Raw genomic sequence first — 19,178 nt, forward strand, 5'->3', positions numbered from 1 at the left:
CGATGATAGCTTGAAGAGTGGCGGCCACAATAAAAAAGCCTGGCTCTGAGTAGAGCCGGGCTTTTTTTGATGAGCTATCGAATCAGGACTATTGTGGCAGCTGAGAAATATCTGCCACTTTCAGGAACAGCGCCTGAAGGCTAGCCAGCAACGCTAAGCGATTATGGCGAATGGCATCATCATCTGCCATTACCATTACCTGATCAAAGAAGGCATCTACAGGCTCGCGTAGCGTTGCCAGCATGTCTAGCGCTTGCTGGTAATCGCCTGCGGCAAACAGCGGTGCTACCTGTTGCTGGCTGGCGGTAACGGCACTGAACAGTGTCTTCTCAGCTTCTTCCTGCAGCAGGTTCTGATCAACCTGAGTGCTGCCGTCATGCTCCTGTTTGCTCAGGATATTGGAAACACGCTTGTTCGCAGCGGTCAGGGCGGCTGCTTCCTCCCGCTGAGCGAAGGCTTTAACCGCACGCAGGCGGCGAGCGAAGTCCAGCGGCTTGGTGGCCGGGCGGGCACGCACGGCTAGATACATCTCTGCAGTGATACCTTCTTCCTGGCCCCAGGCGCGAAAGCGATCCAGCATATAGGTCAGCACATCATCCACTAAGCCATCAGCTTTGGGCAGGTTCTGGTGCTGGGTGGCTGCCATCTGCAGTAACTCGCGCAAGTCGAGATTAAGCTCACCTTTTACCAGAATGTTCAGCACACCAATGGAGGCACGACGTAGCGCGAAGGGGTCTTTGGCGCCTGTAGGGCGCTGCCCAATACCGAAGATGCCTACCAGCGTATCTAGGCGGTCTGCCAGCGCCAGGGCCTGGCCGGTCAGGCTTTCGGGAATAGCGTCGCTAGCGAAGCGGGGCAGGTATTGCTCTTCCAATGCCTGAGCAACCTCTGCGGGCTCGCCGTCCTGCTCAGCGTAGTAGCGTCCCATAATGCCCTGGAGTTCGGGGAATTCGAGTACCATTTCGGTCACAAGATCGCACTTGGCAAGCGCAACGGCGCGTTGGGCATAGGCAACATCGCCATGAATTTGCTCAGCAATAAAGGTAGCAATGGCTGTACTACGGCGTGCCTTGTCGGCCAGCGTGCCTAACTGCTGCTGAAACACCACGCTTTCCAACTGAGGAATGCGCGAGGCCAGGGTGCGTTTACGATCGGTGTCGTAGAAGAAAGCGGCATCCGCCAGACGTGGGCGAATCACTTTTTCATTACCGGAAATCACCTGCTGAGGGTCGGCGCTGTCGATGTTTGAAATAGTGATAAACAGCGGCTTCAGTTTGTCCTGGTCATCCAGCAGGTGGAAGTATTTCTGGTTGGCCTTCATGGAGGAGATCAGGCACTCTGCCGGCACCTCAAGGAAGCGCTCATCGAAGCTGCCGGTCAGTGCCACGGGCCATTCAACCAGACCACTCACTTCTACCAGCAGATCTTCGTCGATAACGGCCTTGGCTTCCTGCACTTCAGCTTCTGCCAGTACCTGCTCGCGGATGCGCTCACGGCGCTGTTGGCGATCGGCTAAAACGTAGGCATTTTCCAATGCGGCGAGGTAATCATCGGCGTGCTCAAGCTGGATGGCATTCGGCGCGTGGAAGCGATGGCCATAGGTGGTACGGCTGGCCTGTAAGCCGAGGGCCTCGGCAGTGATCACCTGGTTACCGTAAAGGGCAACCAGCCAGTGAACCGGACGGGAGAACTCAACACGGGATGCACCCCAGCGCATGTTCTTTGGCACGGGCAGCGACTGTAGTGTTTTACGTACCATCTCAGGCAGTAACGACTGTACGCTTTCACCCTGCTGCTGCTCGCGGTAGCCAAGCCAGGTGCCTTTATCGGTTTCCAGATGAATCAGCTCATCCACGCTAACGCCACAGGAGCGGGCAAAACCTTCAGCGGCTTTGGTGGGCTCGCCATCTTTAAACGCAGCCGCCAGGGCAGGGCCGCGGCGCTCGACTTCACGGTCAGGCTGTTTGTCGGCAAGTGCCTTTACCTGTACCGCCAAGCGGCGTGGAGTGGCGTAGGCGGTGACGCTTTGAAATGGAATCTCGGCCTCTTGCAGGCCTTTTTCAATACTTGCTGCAAAGGCGTCAGAGAGCGCGTCCAGCGCAGTTGGGGGAAGCTCTTCGGTGCCCAGTTCTAATAGAAGCGTATCAACAGCCATTATGCGTCTCCCTGGTCGGCTAGTAGTTCACGGCGCAGGGTTTCAGGCGCCATGGGGAATCCTTCTGCTTTGCGCGACTCAAAGTAGGCGGTGGCCACGTCCCGCGCCATGGTGCGAACGCGCAGAATAAAGCGCTGGCGTTCGGTGACAGAAATGGCGTGCCGGGCGTCCAGCAGGTTAAATGTGTGGGATGCTTTCAGCACCTGCTCGTAGGCAGGCAGCGGGAGGCGGGCCGCCAGGAGTTTGCTGCACTCTTGCTCCTGATGGTCGAAGGCAGCAAACAGCTGGTCAACATCAGCATGTTCAAAGTTATAGGCTGACTGCTCACGCTCGTTTTGCAGGTAGACATCACCGTAGCTGACTTTGCTGCCATCCGGCGCGATTGCCCATATCAGGTCGTAAACGCTGTCGACGTTTTGCAGGTACATGGCAATACGCTCAAGGCCATAGGTCAATTCGCCGGTAACGGGGTAGCACTCAATCCCGCCAGCCTGCTGGAAATAGGTAAACTGGGTAACTTCCATGCCATTGAGCCATACTTCCCAGCCAAGGCCCCAGGCTCCCAGGGTGGGGGATTCCCAGTTATCCTCTACAAAGCGCACATCGTGCACCAGTGGATCAAGGCCCAGGCGCTTAAGGGAGCCTAAGTACAAGTCCTGGAGGTTACTGGGCGAGGGCTTCATTACCACCTGGAACTGGTAGTAGTGTTGCAGGCGGTTGGGGTTTTCGCCGTAGCGACCATCCGTAGGACGGCGGGAAGGCTGCACATAAGCAGCGTTCCATGTTTCTGGACCAATTGCCCGTAGGAACGTCGCGGGGTGGAAGGTGCCCGCGCCAACTTCCATATCGAGGGGCTGAAGGATAACGCAGCCCTGTTCTGCCCAGTACTGTTGCAGAGCAAGGATCAAGCCTTGAAAGGTCGACACATCGGGTGTCGATTGGTTTGTCGAGACACTCATCGCGGAAAGCACCGTTGGCCATGAATTCATAAGCCGTCAAGTATACAATCACAGGCAGATGGGTTATAGGCACGCAAGCCAAAGAGCCGCTTTTGGTAAGGAGAACGAGATGATCGTTGTAACAGGTGGGGCCGGTTTTATCGGCGCCAATATTGTCAAAGCGCTTAACGCCCGTGGCCGTGAAGATGTAATGGTGGTCGATGATCTGCGTGATGGCACCAAGTTTGTCAATTTAGCGGACTGCACCCTCGCCGACTATCTGGATAAAGATGACTTTATTGCCCGGGTAAAGGCGGCGTTACGTGGTGAGTCGGTCGACTTGCCGACGATCGAGGCTATTTTCCACGAAGGCGCCTGCTCCGATACCACGGAGTGGGACGGGCACTACATGATGGAGAATAACTTCGAATACTCGAAGGTATTGCTCAATTACTGCGAAAAGCTGGGTATTCCTTTTTTGTATGCTTCGTCGGCGGCCACCTACGGCGGTAGTGAAGTCTTTAAGGAGGCGCCCGAGCATGAGAAGCCGCTTAATGTATACGGCTACTCGAAGCTGCTGTTTGATCAGCACGTGCGCTCGCGCTGGAACGAGTTAACCACCCAGGTGGTGGGTTTCCGCTACTTCAACGTCTACGGGCCGCGGGAGCAGCATAAAGGCAAAATGGCCAGTGTGGCGTATCACAACCACCTGCAAGTCTGTAATGATGAAACCCTTAAGCTGTTTGGGGCCTATGGAGGCTACGAAGCCGGCATGCAGAGCCGTGACTTCGTTTACGTGGGCGATGTGGTGGATGTGAACCTATGGTTCTTGGATAACCCCGGTGCCTCCGGTATTTTCAATCTGGGAACCGGTCGTGCAGAGCCATTCAAGGCCATAGGAGAAGCGGTTATCGATTTCTATGCTAAGGGAGAGATCGATTACATTCCTTTCCCGGAAGAACTGAAAGGGCGCTATCAGAGCTATACCCGTGCCGATATAAGCAATTTGCGTGCGTCAGGCTGTGATGTGGAGTTCAAAACCGTTGCCCAGGGTGTGAAGGCCTATCTGGAGTGGCTGAATGGCTAATTCCGCCAAACGCCTGTTGGTGGTGGGCCCCTCATGGGTGGGCGATATGGTGATGGCCCAGAGTCTGTTTATGACCTTGAAGGCCCGCTATCCCGGTTCCTCGCTTGGGGTGGTTGCGCCAGCCTGGTCACAGCCAATTCTTGAGCGTATGCCCGAGGTGGACGAGGTACTGCCGCTAACAGTGGGGCATGGTGAATTTGGCCTTGCCAGCCGCCGCGAGCTGGCCGCTCGACTGCGTGGATGCTTTGATCACGCCATTGTGCTGCCGCGTTCCTGGAAAGCGGCGCTGGTGCCTTTTATGGCGCGCATTCCTCAGCGTGTGGGTTTTTTAGGGGAGCACCGCTATGGCCTGCTTAAGGAACGGCGCAAGCTGGATAAGCAGGTGCTGGACCAGACCGTTAAGCGCTTTGTTTCCCTGGGGTTGTCGCAGGACGAGGCCGAGCGGGGCGATTTTGCCATTCCAAAGCCGCGCCTTACTATCGACCGGGATAATCTGGTGAATTTGCGCTTAACCCATGCGCTATCATCCCGCCCGGCCATTGGTATGATGCCGGGAGCAGAATACGGGCCTGCCAAGCAGTGGCCATTGAGCTATTTCCATAGCCTGGCTGCCCGGTTGATCAGAGATGGCTTTGAAGTGCGTGTGCTGGGTGGGCCCAAGGATCACGCAGCGGGAGAGGCGATTGTCCAAGGGCTCCCCCATGCGCATAATCTGTGTGGCAAAACCCAACTGGCAGATGCCGTGGATCTGTTGGCAGATTGCCGACAGGTGGTGACGAACGATTCGGGCTTAATGCATGTAGCCGCCGCCGTTGGTGTACGTATTCAAGCCATATACGGCTCTTCCTCGCCCGCTTATACGCCACCCCTGACGGATAACGCGGCTATTCATTATCTGGGGCTCTCCTGCTCACCCTGTTTTGAGCGTCACTGCCCATTAGGCCACACCAACTGTTTAAACCAGTTGGGCGTCGAGCAGGTTTATCAAGCGATACGCGACGATAAGCAAAGCGCCGGGGGCGCAATTGTTAACGCATAATATCCATTTCGTTGGCCTGATCTGCGGGTGTTTCGGTTACCTGTTCCGCCGGGCTCTCTTCGGAGTCGCGTCTCTGAGGAGCAAGCCCGTCCCATAGACGATGTTGTAAGGCGGTCTCTTCACGCAGGCGTTCATTGAGCACATTGAGACCGTGTACCTCTACCAGTGTGGGCTTATCGCTCAGCAGAGATGCGCCGAGGCCGGCACGGTTATCATACAGCGGCAAATCCATGGCATCCAGAATGGTGGGAAATACATCCAGCATGGTAGCGTCACGGCGAATCCTCCGGGGAGTGATGCCTTCGCCCAGCATAATGAAGGTGTTATCACGATCCAGCGCTGTCAGTTGATCCCATACGGATACGCGCATGGTGAGGTGATCGCTGAGCACGACCACCAGGGTATTGTCGAGTAGCCCTTCCTGCTCTAACTGCTCGATAAAGTCGCGTGCCTGCCGGGCGGAACACTCCACTGAGTAAAGAATATCCTGGCCATCGAAATCCCCCTGGCGATCAAGGCAGGTTTGCGAAGGAAAACCGCTGGGCGCATGGCCTGCAATGCTTAAATTCACGACGGCCCACGGGCCATTATCCTCTTCGCTTAAACGGCGAATTTCTCGTGCGGTAAAATCGTATAACGTATCATCGTAAAGCCCCCAGCTATTGACATAGTCCGGATCATCCATTTCCGGCGCAAGCTCCTCTTTCCCCTTCACCGTATCGAACTGATGCCCCCGGTAGAAAAGCCCTTTACCGGCAAACTGAGTACTAGCACCGCCCAGGTAACTTAGCCGGTACCCTTGGGCTGCAAGCACATCTCCCAGGCAGTCGACACCCGGTACAACCTGGGAGAGAGGTTCGAATTGGCTATCGTGCAAAAGTCCCGCCGGCATCAGGGGCACACCGCACTGGCTGGCAATCATACCGGCCATTGTCCAGCCGGTATTTTCCATTTGCCGTATACCTTCAAACGCAATGCCGCGCTCGCCAAGTGCCTCTAAATCGGCATAGGCATCACCAAACATCTCATGGCTATAGGTACGCTCAATACTTTCCAAATACATCAGAAGTAAATTGGGGGCATCTATCTGGTCTTCGGTGGGAGGGGCCATATAACGCCGGTCGAGCCAGGCTCCGTCGTCAGTCACGATCGCAGCACTACGCTGGCCCAGACCGTATAGCAGAGGGTTGCCAGCCAGCAGTGCAATGGCAATAAACCGTTCTAGCAGCCGCCAGCGCTGGTCGTGGCGGGTGATCCAGGTAACAGAGACCAGTACTGCCAATACGATCAGGGTGTAGAACACCGCCAGGAACATCTTGCCTGCTCCCCCATGTTCTGCCATGCCTGCTTGAAGGTGGAAAAACACAGCGCCCAGATCGACGTTACCAAAACTATCGGCGAGATATACATAGATGCCAAATAGGCTAATAGGTAGTAGTGACCATGGCCATACTGCACGATAGCGTGCATTGACAGGCGTGCCCCAGCGCAACTTCAAGCCAATGCCCATCCACAGGAATGCAATAAAAAATAGCGTCCACCAGGGAAGACGGGTCAACACCGTGACGGCATACCCCAGGCTGAAACCAATTATGAGAAGGGGCAGCCAAGGGGTAAGTTTTAGTGACGTTAACGGGGGCATGCCGTCTCCCTTATTCCAATCTCTTAAAATGAGCCTGCCAGCTTACCAAATGTGGCACGTATGAGGTTGATGAATGATTATAAAGTGTCCGTGCTAGCATAAGGTTTTCCTTTGTTCTGGGTATGGATAAGACGCATACCTTATTAATCTGCCATTGGTAAAGGTGACTCGTGCCAATTTCCGCCGTACTGATTGTCAAAAATGAAGCACACCACCTGCGAGAATGTCTGGAAACGCTCACTTGGGCGGACGAAATTGTGGTGCTGGATGCAGGCAGTCAGGATGAGACCTGTTCAATTGCCCGTGAATTCACCGAAAACGTCAGCGTGAATGCGGATTGGCAGGGGTTTGGCATCCAGCGCCAGCGGGCGGAGTCCCTGGCGCGCCATGAGTGGATTTTAATGGTCGACGCGGATGAACGCGTTACGCCTGAATTACGTGACAGCATTCAAAAGGCGATTAAGCAGCCCCCGGCTGCGTACCGTGTTAACCGTCTTTCATGGTGTTTTGGGCGCTTTATTCGCCACTCTGGCTGGTATCCTGACCGTGTACTGCGCCTCTATCCAAAAGGCCAGGCAGGCTATAACGCCGCGTTGGTGCATGAAAAGCTCATGGTAGAGGCAGGGCTGAGTGAAAAGCCATTATCCGGCGATCTGCTGCACTACACATACCGCGACCTGCGCCACTATCTGGAGAAATCGGCGCATTATGCCCAGGCGTGGGCAGAGCAGAGAGCCGCGCAGGGCAAGACCGCTACGCTTTGGCAGGGTATTAGCCACGGACTTGCCTGCTTTCTTAAGATGTATCTTCTCAAAGCGGGCTTCAAGGATGGCAGGCAGGGGTTGCTGCTGGCACTGCTTTCCGCTCACTCAACCTTCGCCAAGTACGCCGACCTATGGATTCGTACTCAAACTTCCGAGAAGCAACGCTGAAATTTGCTCGGCAGCTGCGTTGATATCAATAGCCGTCATATCCTGCTGGTCGGCTCCCGGCGGTGGGCTAAACGCTAAACGTTTTTTGGCACTGTTGCAGGTTTGCCAGCGCAGCGGTGTTGCTGAGCGCTTGGCGGGATAAAACCCAGCCGTTGCTATGTTTAAGCAGCCCGCAATATGCAGCGGACCGGTAGAGCCAGCGATCAGCAGTTCCGCTCCGGCAAGCTGAAGTGCAAAGTCCGCCACATTGCCGCTGGCAGGCAGGTGTCGGGCAGCAATATCCATCGTGGCCAGTTGATCAACCAGCGTTTGGGCATAAGGCGTCTCATCAGGGCCTGAGCTAATTAGCCAGCTAATCGTTTTTTTGTCAGTAGTGCATTGATGTATAAGAGAAATAAGCGCCGAATATTGATCGATAGAGAGATTGACTGCTGAGCCGCCGCTGCCAGGGTGAACGACCACCACACGCTCAGCCGGTTGTTGAGCACTGATTAGCCCTTGGCGTTGCCGCTGGCGAAGAGCATCGCTCAGTGGCCAGAAGGGGGGCGAGGGCTGCACTGAAAGCGTTAGTGAAAGCCGTGCAAGCAACTCGCAGGCCAGGTCCACGTTGTACTGATACTCAGGTTTCGCTGAGTGGGAGCGGCGCTGGCGTATACGCACGTTATAGAACACCTGAGCCCACTTGGTGGCAGGGGCTACGCGCAATGGAATACCGGCTCGCCACCCCAGCCAGCCAATTCGCGGAGTTGAAAATAGCGTTAATAGCGCATCAAAGCCTGATGCTTTCACTTGGCTGAGCAGTTTCTGCTGAGCTGGTTTATCAGCGCTGTTGCCGGGGTCGATAATGACGTCATCCACCCACGGGCAGGCATGGGCCAGTGGCGCGGTATAGGCCGGTACCAGCACAGTGATATGTGGCGTAGGCTGCGCGTTTTTAAGACATGCCAATGCTGGCCATGCCAACATAAAATCGCCAATTTTGTCGTTGCGTACGACAAGTAGTTTCTGCGCCATGGTTTAGGCCCCGTTAATTGCAGCCTGTATACTACAAGAGATGGAAGGGATTGTTTAACGGTGCGGCCTGGGCAGGTGATGAGATGGCGGATAAGGTACTGCAGCTGTGTATGTCGGATGGCAAGGGTGGAATGGAGTTATATGTTGACCGCATTATTGAAGACCTGAAAGAGGAGGGTTGGGAGGTCTTCGGCATCTGCCTTAAAAATACAAAGGTTGAGGCGTATATGCAGCGCAATAATGTGCCTTATAGAGCCTTCAAAAGTAATGCAGGGGCACTGTTAAATATAGGGAGACTCCGGCGCTGGTTAGTGGAAGAAAACGTTAGGGTTATCCATTGTCATAAGTCCAGTGACTTAAGGCTAACGACGCTTTTAACGCTTTTATTGCCGGGGTTAAAAGTACTCTATACCGACCATGTGGGTGGGCAGCGAGCTAAAAAAAGCCCCTATCATCGGCTTGCTTATGGAAAAGTAGACCGCGTTTTATCCATTAGCCAAGCGACGTACCAGCGTAACGTTACCAACCTGCCAGTGCCTAGCGAACAGGTGATCTGTTTACCTCATGGGGTCGATATTAATACCTATCATCCTTGCGGTGATGTGAATGCCATTCGTGTTAAACGCGGGGAGCTGGGTATACCAACTGATGCGATAGTCATCGGCCTGCCTGGACGTGTCACCCCCGGTAAAGGCCAGGATGTTTGGGTAAAAGCGCTACTCGATCTGGACCCTACATTGAACTTCTATGCGCTCTCTATTGGTGGTACCGATTACGCCTCTGGGGGGGTGGAAAGCTTTTATGCGAGCCTTCAGGAGCTGATTGCCAAGACGCCGCTGGCAAGCAGAATCGCATTCCTGGGGCATCGCAACGATCTGGCAGAGATACTGCCGCTACTCGATATTGTCTGTGTTCCTTCGGAAAATGAAGCTTTCGGGCTGACCATTATTGAGTCCATGGCATGTGGTATGCCGATTATTGGTTCCAATACCGGTTCGTTACCCGAACTGGTGGATACCGCTTCAGGCGTACTGGTAGGGCCTCATGATATTAATGCCTGGCGTGGGGCAATGGAGCAACTTATTCGCAATGGCGCCCAGCGGGAAACCATGGGGAAGGCTGCCAGACAGCGGGTTGAGCAGCACTTTAGTAATAAGCAACATGTGAAACGTCTAATAGAGATTTACCGCTCGGCGTAACCGTGATGGACGTGTGACATAACGGCGGCTACCTTGGCTGGGGAGCTGAATTTAGCCACCGAACGTGAAAGACGAGCCAGGTTTCCTGACTGCCACTTTCCAGTTGGTCGCAACCGACAGCGATCCAGATCAATCAGCCAAGGTATGCCTAGGGGGTCAATCAGAATATTACGGGCGTTAAGATCCACATGATCGAGGCCCGCTTGATGAAAGCGCTTGATCATGGCACCAACGCGCCTGAGCAAAATAGTGTCGGTGATATCATCACTCAGTAACGTCGCCAGTGCCTTGGCGCCAGGAACCCTAACGGTTAAGAGTGCGGCTTCATAAGTGCTACCGTAGCGAGTAACGCAGCAGGCAACCGGGCGTGGCACAGGCAGGCCCTGTTCAAACAGCAAAGTGGTTAAGCGCAGCTCGCGAAAGGCACGAGTGCGCTCTTTTCCCAGCCACAGATAACGCTTTGCGCTCAGTTTGGCGACTAGGCCGCCACGGCGATAAGGGCGTAATACCCACTGTTCTGAGTTACTGGCCTGGAGAAATAAGCTACTGCCCCGTCCAGGCGCTTCCCCCACCACTAATCCCCTCTCACGCCAGTAATCGGCGTTGAACAGAGATGGATGAAGTTGGTGTGACGTGGCGGCGTCACTTAAACTGTCTGCATCATGTAAAATCAGACTATTTCTCTGCCGGAGTGCCGCTAAGCGCATGAAGCCCTCTCTGCCTGCTCAACCCAACCATATTGCCATTTTGCGCCTCTCCGCGTTGGGAGACGTGTGCAATCTCGTGCCCACGGTGCGGGCGTTGCAGCGCCAATGGCCCCAAGCGCGGATTACCTGGATTATCGGCAAGGGGGAGCACAGTTTACTGGCGGGGCTCTCTGGGGTCGAGTTCATCGTTTATGACAAAGCGACCGGTATCGCCGGTATGCGGGCATTGTGGAAGGAACTTGCCGGGACGCGTTTTGATGTGCTGCTGCATATGCAGCAGGCCATTCGCGCCAGTGTGCTCTCACTTGGGCTCAACGCCAATGTCCGTGTGGGCTATGATAAAGCCCGTGCCAAAGATGCCCAGCACTGGTTCACCCAGTATCAGCTGGCACCGCACCCCAATGCCCACGTGTTGGAGTCGTTTATGGACTTTGCCCGGTTACTGGGGGTTAAGGACACTCATCTGGAGTGGAACCTTGCTGTTCCCCACGTCGCCTACGAAGAGGCGCGGGTCATCAGTGGCGATGCGTCTTATCTGGTGATTAACCCCTGTAGTAATGCGCGCTTGCGCAACTTTCGCAACTGGTCGGTAGAGGGGTATGCCAGCGTTATTGAACATGCCTGGGTACAGCATGGTCTGAAGAGCGTATTGACTGGCGGTGGCAGTTCCCTTGAGAGAGAAACAGGTGACCAAATTGAGGCCTTGTGCCAGCCCGGTAGCGTCATTAATGCTATCGGCGGAACCTCCCTTAAAGGCGTGTTGGCATTGATTGATAAGGCCCGTGCGGTGATTGCCCCGGATACGGGGCCAGCACATATGAGCAATGCCATGGGTACGCCCACCCTGGGCCTTTATGCCACGACCAACCCCCAGCGTGCTGCTCCTTACCTATGGCGCGATTTTGCGGTAAATGCCTACCCCGACGCCGTGCGTACCTACCTGCATAAGTCGGTAGAGGAGGTAAGCTGGGGGCAGCGTGTTCGCCACGCCGATGCCATGGACTTGATTAAAGCCGACGATGTGATTGCCAAGTTAGATGCGTTGCTTGCACATACGGTAGAGCAACCAACAACAGGATCTGTGGATGAAAGTTGATTTAACCGCCCTAGAGCATGCCCGTGTATTGGTTGTCGGAGATGTGATGCTCGACCGCTACTGGCATGGCGCTACTTCGCGTATCTCGCCAGAAGCGCCCGTGCCCGTGGTTCGGGTAGAGGATGCCGATGATCGTCCCGGCGGTGCGGCCAATGTGGCACTCAACGTCGCTTCTCTCGGCGCTCATGCCGCTCTGGCGGGAGTGGTGGGTGAGGATGATAATGCTGAATTGCTGTCAGCCCGGCTTTCAGCATCTAATGTGAGCACTTACTTTCAGAAAAGCCCAGATATACCAACGATTACCAAGCTGCGTGTGATGAGCCGTAACCAGCAATTACTGCGTCTCGATTTTGAGCAGCGCCTGGATGCGGTGGATACTGCAACGCTGCTGGCGCAGGTAGAAAAAGCACTACCCGATTGCGATGTGGTGATTCTTTCCGATTATGGTAAAGGCACCCTGAACCAGGTAGAGCAGCTTATTCACATGGCACGGGCACATGGCAAGCGGGTCCTGATTGACCCCAAAGGCCAGGACTTTGCAAAATACCGCGGGGCTAGCTTGATCACCCCCAATTTAACCGAGTTTGAGGCCATTGTAGGCCCTTGTGACACCGACGTGGAACTTGCCCAACGAGGCGAAGCGCTACGCGCCCAGTTGGAGCTGGAAGCACTGCTGATTACCCGTAGCGAAAAAGGGATGACCCTGATTCGGGAAGGCCACGCTCCACTGCATCTGCCCACCCGAGCCCAGGAAGTATTCGATGTCACTGGGGCGGGGGATACCGTCATTGGTTTGATGGGCTTGGCGTTGGCAGCAGGCCATGCATTACCCGAGGCCATGATGCTGGCCAATCTTGGCGCCGGGCTGGTGGTTGCCAAACCGGGGACCGCCACGCTTTCGATTGCCGAGCTCTATACCGCACTGCATGGCGATAAGCTCGCTGAATTTGGTGTAGTTGAGCCAGCGCTACTGGAGGACGCCGTGCGTGCTGCCCAGTTGCGTGGCGAGCGGGTGGTGATGACCAACGGCTGTTTCGATATTCTTCATGCGGGGCATGTGGCCTATCTGGAGCAGGCGAAGCGACTGGGAGACCGTTTAATTGTGGCGGTCAATGACGATGCTTCTATTGCCCGATTAAAAGGTCCAAAACGCCCGATTAACCCGCTAAACCGTCGTATGCAGGTGCTGGCAGGGCTTGGGGCCGTGGACTGGGTGGTGCCATTCAGTGATGACACCCCGGCGGCACTGATTGCGTCCGTACTACCCAATATCCTGGTTAAAGGCGGTGATTACCGACCAGAGGATATTGCGGGCGGTGAAGCTGTCATTGCCAATGGGGGAGAGGTCAAAGTCCTCGGCTTTGAAGATGGCGTATCGACCTCGGCGATGATTAGCTCGATTCTGGACCGCGAGGCTTAATGGCGCAGTCAGTGTGGCCTCGGTTGGTCTATTCGGCAGCACTCTACCTGCTGTCGCCTCTGATTGTTTGGCGTACATGGCGAGAGCAAGTGCCCACTTACTCACGCTTACAGCGGTTAGGTGTGCGCCTTGGCAGACTGCCCCCTTCGCCGCGTATTTGGCTACACTGCGCTTCGGTGGGTGAGGTGCGCGCTGCCCGGCTATTGATAGAAGGCCTGCTGGCGCGTTATCCCCGGCATAGCCTACTACTTACCACCATGACGGCGACCGGTGCCCAGCAGGCAGAGGCGCTGATGAGCGAGCAACCCGCAAGTGATCGAGAGCGGGTTGCCCACTGCTTCCTACCGCTTGATTTTCCAGGCGCGGCCAAGCGCTTTATCACGCGGGTTAACCCTGTCCTCGCCATTATGTTTGAAACCGAACTATGGCCCAATGTATTGCATGTCTGCCGCCAGCAGTCGGTTCCCGTGGCAGTGGTGAATGGGCGGTTATCTCCACGGGCATTTAAACGCTATCAGCGTCTCCGCCTGCTAATGGCGAGTGCCTTGGCTAACGTGACGTGGTTGGCGGCTAAGTCCTCAGAAGACGCTGATCGTTTTCAAGCTTTAGGCTGCCACCCCGATGTGACCAGTGTGGTTGGGTCGCTTAAATTTGAGCTACCTATACAGGAACTGGTACTGGAGGAGGGTAAGCGCTTACGTCTCCAGTGGGGAGAAAGGCCTGTGTGGGTGGCAGGCTCAACCCGTGATGGTGAAGAAATAAAACTGTTGAACGCGCATCAACAGGTTTGCAAACGTTTTCCTGGGGCGCTATTGGTCATGGTGCCACGTCACCCTCAGCGCTTTGATGAAGTAGCCAGCATATGTGTTAATAGTGGATGGGTACTAAGCCGTCGTAGTCAGCAACAGGCAGTTACTGCACACACCCAGGTTTATCTGGGGGATACGCTGGGAGAGCTGGCAGTGCTATATGCTGCCGGGGACGTGGCTTATGTGGGTGGTAGCCTGGTCCCCTTGGGTGGCCACAACGTGCTAGAACCCGCTGCCTTGGGCCGACCAGTGCTGTGTGGCCCCCACCTGGAAAACTTCTCTGATGTTGCCGCGCCGCTGCTGGCAGCCGGCGCCCTCCACCACGTGGCGACCCCGGAAGCTCTGGCCTCTGCTGTCAATGCTTATTTCGGCTCGCCCAGGTGTGCATTCGCGCACGGAAAAGCGGGACGCGAGGTAGTCGACACACACGGTGGCGCATTGGAACGCACACTAGACGGCTTGGGTCGGTGGCTGTAGCAACGCATCAGGTACGTTAGTTGAGCGCGGTGCGCTCGACCCCTTCGGGCTTGCCTAGCAGTAGAACGTCTGCGCCACGGGCAGCAAATAGGCCGTTAGTGACAACCCCCACAATGGCATTGATGCTTGCTTCCATCGCCACTGGATCGTCGATCATAAAATCAAAGCAGTCGATAATCTGGTTACCATTGTCCGTCACCACCCCCTGGCGATAGACAGGGTCAGCCCCTAGTTTGACCAGTTCCCGTGCCACGTAAGAGCGTGCCATGGGAATCACCTCCACAGGGAGCGGAAAATTCCCCAACTGGGCAACGTACTTTGAGCCATCGGCGATGCAGATAAACCGCTTGGCACAGGCAGCCACAATCTTTTCACGAGTGAGCGCAGCACCACCGCCTTTAATCATTTGTAAGTGAGTATTTACTTCGTCTGCGCCATCGATGTAAAAGGGAATGTTGCCAACGCTGTTCAGCTCAAAGACTTCAATACCTAACTCCGTTAAGCGTTTGGCACTGGCCTCTGAGCTGGCGACAGTCCCCTTAAAGCGATCACGTAGTGGGCCCAAGCGGTCAATAAACAGGTTGGCCGTGGAGCCGGTGCCAATGCCTAACACGGTATCTTTTTCCAGCTGTGGTTCAATTTCTTTAATCGCTGCGTCCGCTACGGTAGCTTTTAATTCATCCTGGTTCATGGTCAGCCTGGTGAGTCAGAGAAGAGGAGATCGCGTTAGTATAGCGGTCTAAACGTTACCTGCCGATGGCAAAGCGGCTAGTCAGTTTTCGGATTTAGTTTATTTGCCCACCTAAAAACTAGGCGTCTGCTGTTTGATAAAGGTTATTGGTTGATGGGTATCATTGTGTACACGGACAATGTTCAATAGTATTTTAGTCTATACAAGTTCAGAGGATAACAATGGATCTAGCCACGATAGTCGGCATGGTCGGTGCCATCGCAATGATTACTGGGGCGATTTCTATCGGCGCCTCTCCGATGATCTTCCTTAATACTCTCAGTCTGCTGATTGTGGTGGGGGGAAGCCTGATGGTAGTGCTCTCCCAGTTGCGCTTCTCTGAATGCCGCATGGCGCTGCGTGCCGTGAGCCGTGCATTTAAGCACAGTCTTCCCGATACGGCTTCTACCATTGAAGAGGTGTTGGAGATCTCTAAGCTGGCTCGCAAACGCGGCTTGTTGGCACTGGAGGATTTCGAGGCCAGTTCCCGCTATCTCAAGCAGGGTTTGCAGATGCTTGCCGATGGGTTTTCCGCTGAGACGGTTAAGGAGGTGCTCGATAAGGAACGCCTGATGACGCTGGATCGCAATCAGGCTGGGGCCAGAGCTTTTACCATGCTCAATGAGGTGGCGCCCGCCATGGGCATGATTGGTACCCTGATCGGTCTGGTGCAAATGCTTGCCAACATGGATGACCCCTCTTCCATCGGCCCTGCGATGGCCGTCGCCTTGCTGACAACACTCTATGGGGTGCTGATTGCCAATGTGATTGCCAAGCCGATAGCTGAGAAACTTGAAACGCGAATGCATCAGCAGGAAAAGCTACAAGCGCTATGGACAGATGCACTGTTGGTGATTCAAGAGGGAAAAAATCCACGCATCGTCGAGCAGATGTTACTGGCCTACCTGCCAGATGAGGTTCGGGATCGCCGTAATGCTAAAGAAGTCGAGCCAGCTAACGCAGCGCCGGGTGAAGAGCCCAATGGCTAAGCGAGGTCGTCGCAGTGGACTGATCCCCCCTTGGATGGTCACCTACGCTGACCTGATGTCGTTGCTGCTCTGCTTCTTTGTATTACTGCTTTCGTTTGCTGAGATCGATCTGATTCGCTTCAAACAACTGGCTGGTGAGATGGCGGAAGCATTTGGGGTACAGCGACAAGTGCCTGCAGAGGTGATTCCCATGGGCACCAGTGCGGTCTTCGACCGTTTCTCACCAGCGAGACCAGAACCCACCTTACGTGATGAGGTGCGTCAGTCGACAACCCCTGAACTGACTCGCCACGATACTCATCGCCAGCAGTTTCAGCAACAGATTGAGCAGCGTGTTGATCAGTGGCATCTTAAAGTCAAGGATGCGTTACGCGCTGCCGTCGATGAAGGGGGTGTGCGGGTCGAACGATATGACGCCAACATATTGATTCGCATTGATGAGCAAGGCTCCTTTCCGTCGGGTTCCGCCGACGTTACAGGGGGGTTTGCTGAACTGCTGCACGCGCTCTCAGTGACATTGGCAGAGCTGCCGGGTGATATCGCCATTGATGGCTATACCGATGATGTACCTATCCATAGCTCCCGCTTTCGCAGCAACTGGGACCTCTCAGCCATGCGTTCGGCCACGGTAGCAAATATTCTCCTTGATAATGATGAGTTAGAGTCTGGTCGGCTGACAGTGATAGGCCACGCGGATAATCGCCCGCTGGCACCCAATGATTCTGAGGCGGCAAGAGCGAGTAACCGCCGCGTGGAGATCACGTTGCAGCTTGGTGAGGCGGCGGAGCGTGAAGTGCTTGCTGTCATGCCGCCACCTTCTGAGGGTTAGAGTGTAAGGCCCTTCTGGATGTTTTGACCTCGGCATAACCTGAGACCATTGAGTGGTGATAAAGGTGGATAATATCTCATGGAGACGGAAAGTCTGTCCGTTTCCTAGACGCCGCTATACGTAATCTGCTACCAATAAACGCTTTTCCGTCCACGCTTTTCCCTTGGGATACCCGCATGCTCGAAGCAACCGTCAAAAAGATCCTCCAAGCCCGTGTTTACGAAGCCGCTTGCGAGACACCCATTTCTCCCGCTCCCTTTTTGTCGCGTCGTTTCAATAATCAGATTTTAATTAAGCGCGAAGATCTACAGCCGGTGTTTTCGTTCAAAATCCGTGGTGCCTACAACAAAATGGCTCAGTTAACGGAAGAGCAAAAAGCCAGGGGAGTGATTGCAGCCTCCGCAGGTAACCATGCCCAGGGGCTGGCGATGGCCGCTAAATTAATGGGTGTTAAGGCTGTTATCGTGATGCCGCGCATTACCCCGGATATTAAAGTTCAGGCCGTGCGCGCGCGTGGTGCCAAAGTGGTGCTGAAAGGAGATGCCTTTGCCGCAGCCGCCGAACATGCCCAAGAGTTGATAAAAGAGCACGGCTATACCTATATCCCGCCGTTTGATGATATCGATGTGGTGGCAGGTCAAGGCACCATCGGGGTGGAGATTTTGCGCCAGCATAGTGGCCGGTTAGATGCGATTTTTATTCCCGTGGGTGGCGGTGGCTTAATTGCCGGGGTCGCGGCTTACGTTAAGTATCTGCGCCCCGATATTAAAATTATTGGCGTGGAAGCGGAAGACAGTGCCTGTTTGAAAGCAGCTCTTCAGGCTGGCAAACGGGTTGTGCTTGATCAGGTCGGTGTGTTTGCCGAAGGCGTGGCGGTGGCGCAGATAGGTGAAGTACCGTTCAAATTAATGCGTGACCTGGTGGATGATGTCATCACTGTTAACACGGACGAGATGTGTGCGGCGGTAAAAGATATTTTTGAAGACACCCGCGCTGTGGCTGAGACCTCAGGCGCACTCTCACTGGCGGGGCTTAAAAAGTACGTGCAACAAACCGGCGCCGAAGACGAGACCCTCTTATGTATTAACTCGGGAGCGAATACCAACTTTGACCGGCTGCAGCATATTGCTGAGCGTACCGAATTGGGTGAGCAGCGCGAAGCCATTCTGGCCGTCACCATTGCCGAGCAGCCCGGCAGCTTCAAAAAGTTTTGCCGCACGCTGGGTAAACGTATGGTGACCGAGTTCAGCTATCGCTACGCCGCAGACAACGAAGCGCATATCTTTGTGGGTGTGCAGGTGAAGCCTGGTGGTGATGACCGCCAGGCGGTCATTGATAAGCTCCGTGAAAATGGCTATCAGGTGGAAGACCTTACTGATAATGAACTGGCTAAGCTGCATATCCGCCATCTAAGCGGTGGCCGGCCTCGTGAACGGTTTGAAGAAGAGCTTTACCGTTTTGAATTTCCTGAGCGTCCTGGTGCGCTGATGAATTTTTTAACCCAGTTACCTCATGACTGGAATATTTCGCTGTTCCACTACCGTAACCATGGTGCGGCTTATGGGCGTGTGCTGGTGGGAATGCAAGTACCTAATAGTGATCGTACTCATGTAACCGAGTATTTAGACGCTATTGGCTACCGCTATTGGCAGGAGAGTGATAACCCTGCTTACCGGCTGTTTATGGCATAAATTAGTGTAAGCGCTTACTTACTTTCTGTGCCAGACTAGCTAAGAAGAGCAAACCGACTGAAGCGTTTAATTAAGGGTTAAAAATAGCGCTTTTAGCAGTTGTCAACAGACCCTCAATAGCCCTATAGTCGTCAGAGATATTAAGGCGGTGTGTCATCTTCCCAAAGGTAGAGCCTAGGTGACGCACTAAGGGTAGTTGGCAACTGTGAAAGACGTTGGAGAAGAGGCATGCGGCGGAAGAAGCCTGACATGGTGATGGCGTTAACGGTGGTGTTTTTATTAGGGGTTCTTGCCACTGGGTACGCGCAAGCGTTATCGGGAAGCTAAACGAAAGCGTTCCTTTCACCCGGCAACGATATCGCTGCCAGCATTCGTGCTGACTGAACTACTGGGCTATGAAACAGAGACGCTATACGGGCTGATC

The 19,178-nt window shown here is 54.6% G+C and carries 16 protein-coding genes; 10 read left to right on the forward strand and 6 right to left on the reverse strand.

Annotation, left to right across the window (positions count from 1 at the left end):
• Positions 1–88 precede the first annotated feature (88 nt).
• Both glyS and glyQ read right to left on the reverse strand, forming a co-directional pair.
• Positions 89–2,155, reverse strand: coding sequence for a glycine--tRNA ligase subunit beta (gene glyS, locus HP566_RS06195; protein WP_249976393.1), 2,067 nt, complete (start codon positions 2,153–2,155; stop codon positions 89–91).
• Entirely contained in the window at positions 2,155–3,114 is a 960-nt protein-coding gene (gene glyQ / locus HP566_RS06200) for a glycine--tRNA ligase subunit alpha (protein ID WP_249976394.1), read from the reverse strand. The genes glyS and glyQ overlap by 1 nt, the downstream gene beginning before the upstream one ends.
• Positions 3,115–3,223: 109 nt before the next feature.
• Here glyQ and rfaD point away from each other — a divergent pair, with 109 nt between their 5' ends.
• Together rfaD and waaF are read left to right on the forward strand one after the other, a co-directional pair.
• Entirely contained in the window at positions 3,224–4,180 is a 957-nt protein-coding gene (rfaD, locus tag HP566_RS06205) for an ADP-glyceromanno-heptose 6-epimerase (protein ID WP_249976395.1), read from the forward strand.
• On the forward strand, positions 4,173–5,219 hold the full coding sequence (waaF, locus tag HP566_RS06210; protein WP_249976396.1) for a lipopolysaccharide heptosyltransferase II: 1,047 nt from the start codon (positions 4,173–4,175) through the stop codon (positions 5,217–5,219). The genes rfaD and waaF overlap by 8 nt, the downstream gene beginning before the upstream one ends.
• Here the strand turns inward: waaF and HP566_RS06215 are convergent.
• Positions 5,209–6,861: a sulfatase-like hydrolase/transferase gene (locus HP566_RS06215; protein ID WP_249976397.1), complete on the reverse strand. Its 1,653-nt coding sequence runs from the start codon at positions 6,859–6,861 to the stop codon at positions 5,209–5,211. The genes waaF and HP566_RS06215 overlap by 11 nt on opposite strands.
• Positions 6,862–7,031: 170 nt before the next feature.
• On the opposite strand from HP566_RS06215, the gene HP566_RS06220 reads away from it, so the two are divergent.
• Entirely contained in the window at positions 7,032–7,793 is a 762-nt protein-coding gene (locus HP566_RS06220; protein ID WP_249976398.1) for a glycosyltransferase family 2 protein, read from the forward strand.
• On the opposite strand, the gene HP566_RS06225 is transcribed toward HP566_RS06220, so the two are convergent.
• A complete protein-coding gene (locus HP566_RS06225; RefSeq protein ID WP_249976399.1) occupies positions 7,755–8,807 on the reverse strand; it encodes a glycosyltransferase family 9 protein in 1,053 nt (350 codons plus the stop codon). The genes HP566_RS06220 and HP566_RS06225 overlap by 39 nt on opposite strands.
• A 50-nt stretch (positions 8,808–8,857) precedes the next feature.
• Between HP566_RS06225 and HP566_RS06230 the strand changes: the two genes are divergently transcribed.
• Complete coding sequence (locus HP566_RS06230) at positions 8,858–10,006, forward strand: glycosyltransferase family 4 protein (protein WP_249976400.1); 1,149 nt, start codon at positions 8,858–8,860, stop codon at positions 10,004–10,006.
• Here HP566_RS06230 and HP566_RS06235 read toward each other — a convergent pair.
• Complete coding sequence (locus tag HP566_RS06235; protein ID WP_249976401.1) at positions 9,991–10,713, reverse strand: 3-deoxy-D-manno-octulosonic acid kinase; 723 nt, start codon at positions 10,711–10,713, stop codon at positions 9,991–9,993. The two genes, HP566_RS06230 and HP566_RS06235, sit on opposite strands and share 16 nt — an antisense overlap.
• Here HP566_RS06235 and HP566_RS06240 point away from each other — a divergent pair.
• The 3 genes from HP566_RS06240 to waaA are packed head-to-tail and all read left to right on the forward strand — an operon-like array spanning position 10,712 to position 14,515.
• Positions 10,712–11,809: a glycosyltransferase family 9 protein gene (locus tag HP566_RS06240; protein WP_249976402.1), complete on the forward strand. Its 1,098-nt coding sequence runs from the start codon at positions 10,712–10,714 to the stop codon at positions 11,807–11,809. The genes HP566_RS06235 and HP566_RS06240 overlap by 2 nt on opposite strands.
• Complete coding sequence (hldE, locus tag HP566_RS06245) at positions 11,799–13,229, forward strand: bifunctional D-glycero-beta-D-manno-heptose-7-phosphate kinase/D-glycero-beta-D-manno-heptose 1-phosphate adenylyltransferase HldE (protein WP_249976403.1); 1,431 nt, start codon at positions 11,799–11,801, stop codon at positions 13,227–13,229. The genes HP566_RS06240 and hldE overlap by 11 nt, the downstream gene beginning before the upstream one ends.
• A complete protein-coding gene (waaA, locus tag HP566_RS06250) occupies positions 13,229–14,515 on the forward strand; it encodes a lipid IV(A) 3-deoxy-D-manno-octulosonic acid transferase (protein ID WP_249976404.1) in 1,287 nt (428 codons plus the stop codon). Before hldE ends, waaA begins: the two co-directional genes overlap by 1 nt.
• 16 nt (positions 14,516–14,531) lie before the next feature.
• On the opposite strand, the gene rpiA is transcribed toward waaA, so the two are convergent.
• Positions 14,532–15,206 (reverse strand): ribose-5-phosphate isomerase RpiA, encoded by a 675-nt coding sequence (gene rpiA / locus HP566_RS06255; RefSeq protein WP_249976405.1) that lies wholly within the window; start codon positions 15,204–15,206, stop codon positions 14,532–14,534.
• 221 nt (positions 15,207–15,427) lie between these two features.
• Here rpiA and HP566_RS06260 point away from each other — a divergent pair, with 221 nt between their 5' ends.
• The 3 genes from HP566_RS06260 to ilvA all read left to right on the forward strand — a co-directional run bounded on the left by HP566_RS06260 (position 15,428) and on the right by ilvA (position 18,754).
• Positions 15,428–16,234: a MotA/TolQ/ExbB proton channel family protein gene (locus HP566_RS06260; RefSeq protein WP_249976406.1), complete on the forward strand. Its 807-nt coding sequence runs from the start codon at positions 15,428–15,430 to the stop codon at positions 16,232–16,234.
• Positions 16,227–17,063: a MotB family protein gene (locus HP566_RS06265; protein WP_249976407.1), complete on the forward strand. Its 837-nt coding sequence runs from the start codon at positions 16,227–16,229 to the stop codon at positions 17,061–17,063. Before HP566_RS06260 ends, HP566_RS06265 begins: the two co-directional genes overlap by 8 nt.
• Before the next feature lie 176 nt (positions 17,064–17,239).
• A complete protein-coding gene (gene ilvA, locus HP566_RS06270; protein ID WP_249976408.1) occupies positions 17,240–18,754 on the forward strand; it encodes a threonine ammonia-lyase, biosynthetic in 1,515 nt (504 codons plus the stop codon).
• Positions 18,755–19,178 lie beyond the last annotated feature (424 nt).

Origin of the sequence: Vreelandella olivaria (genome assembly GCF_023507745.1) — a bacterium.
Lineage (GTDB): Bacteria > Pseudomonadota > Gammaproteobacteria > Pseudomonadales > Halomonadaceae > Vreelandella > Vreelandella olivaria_A.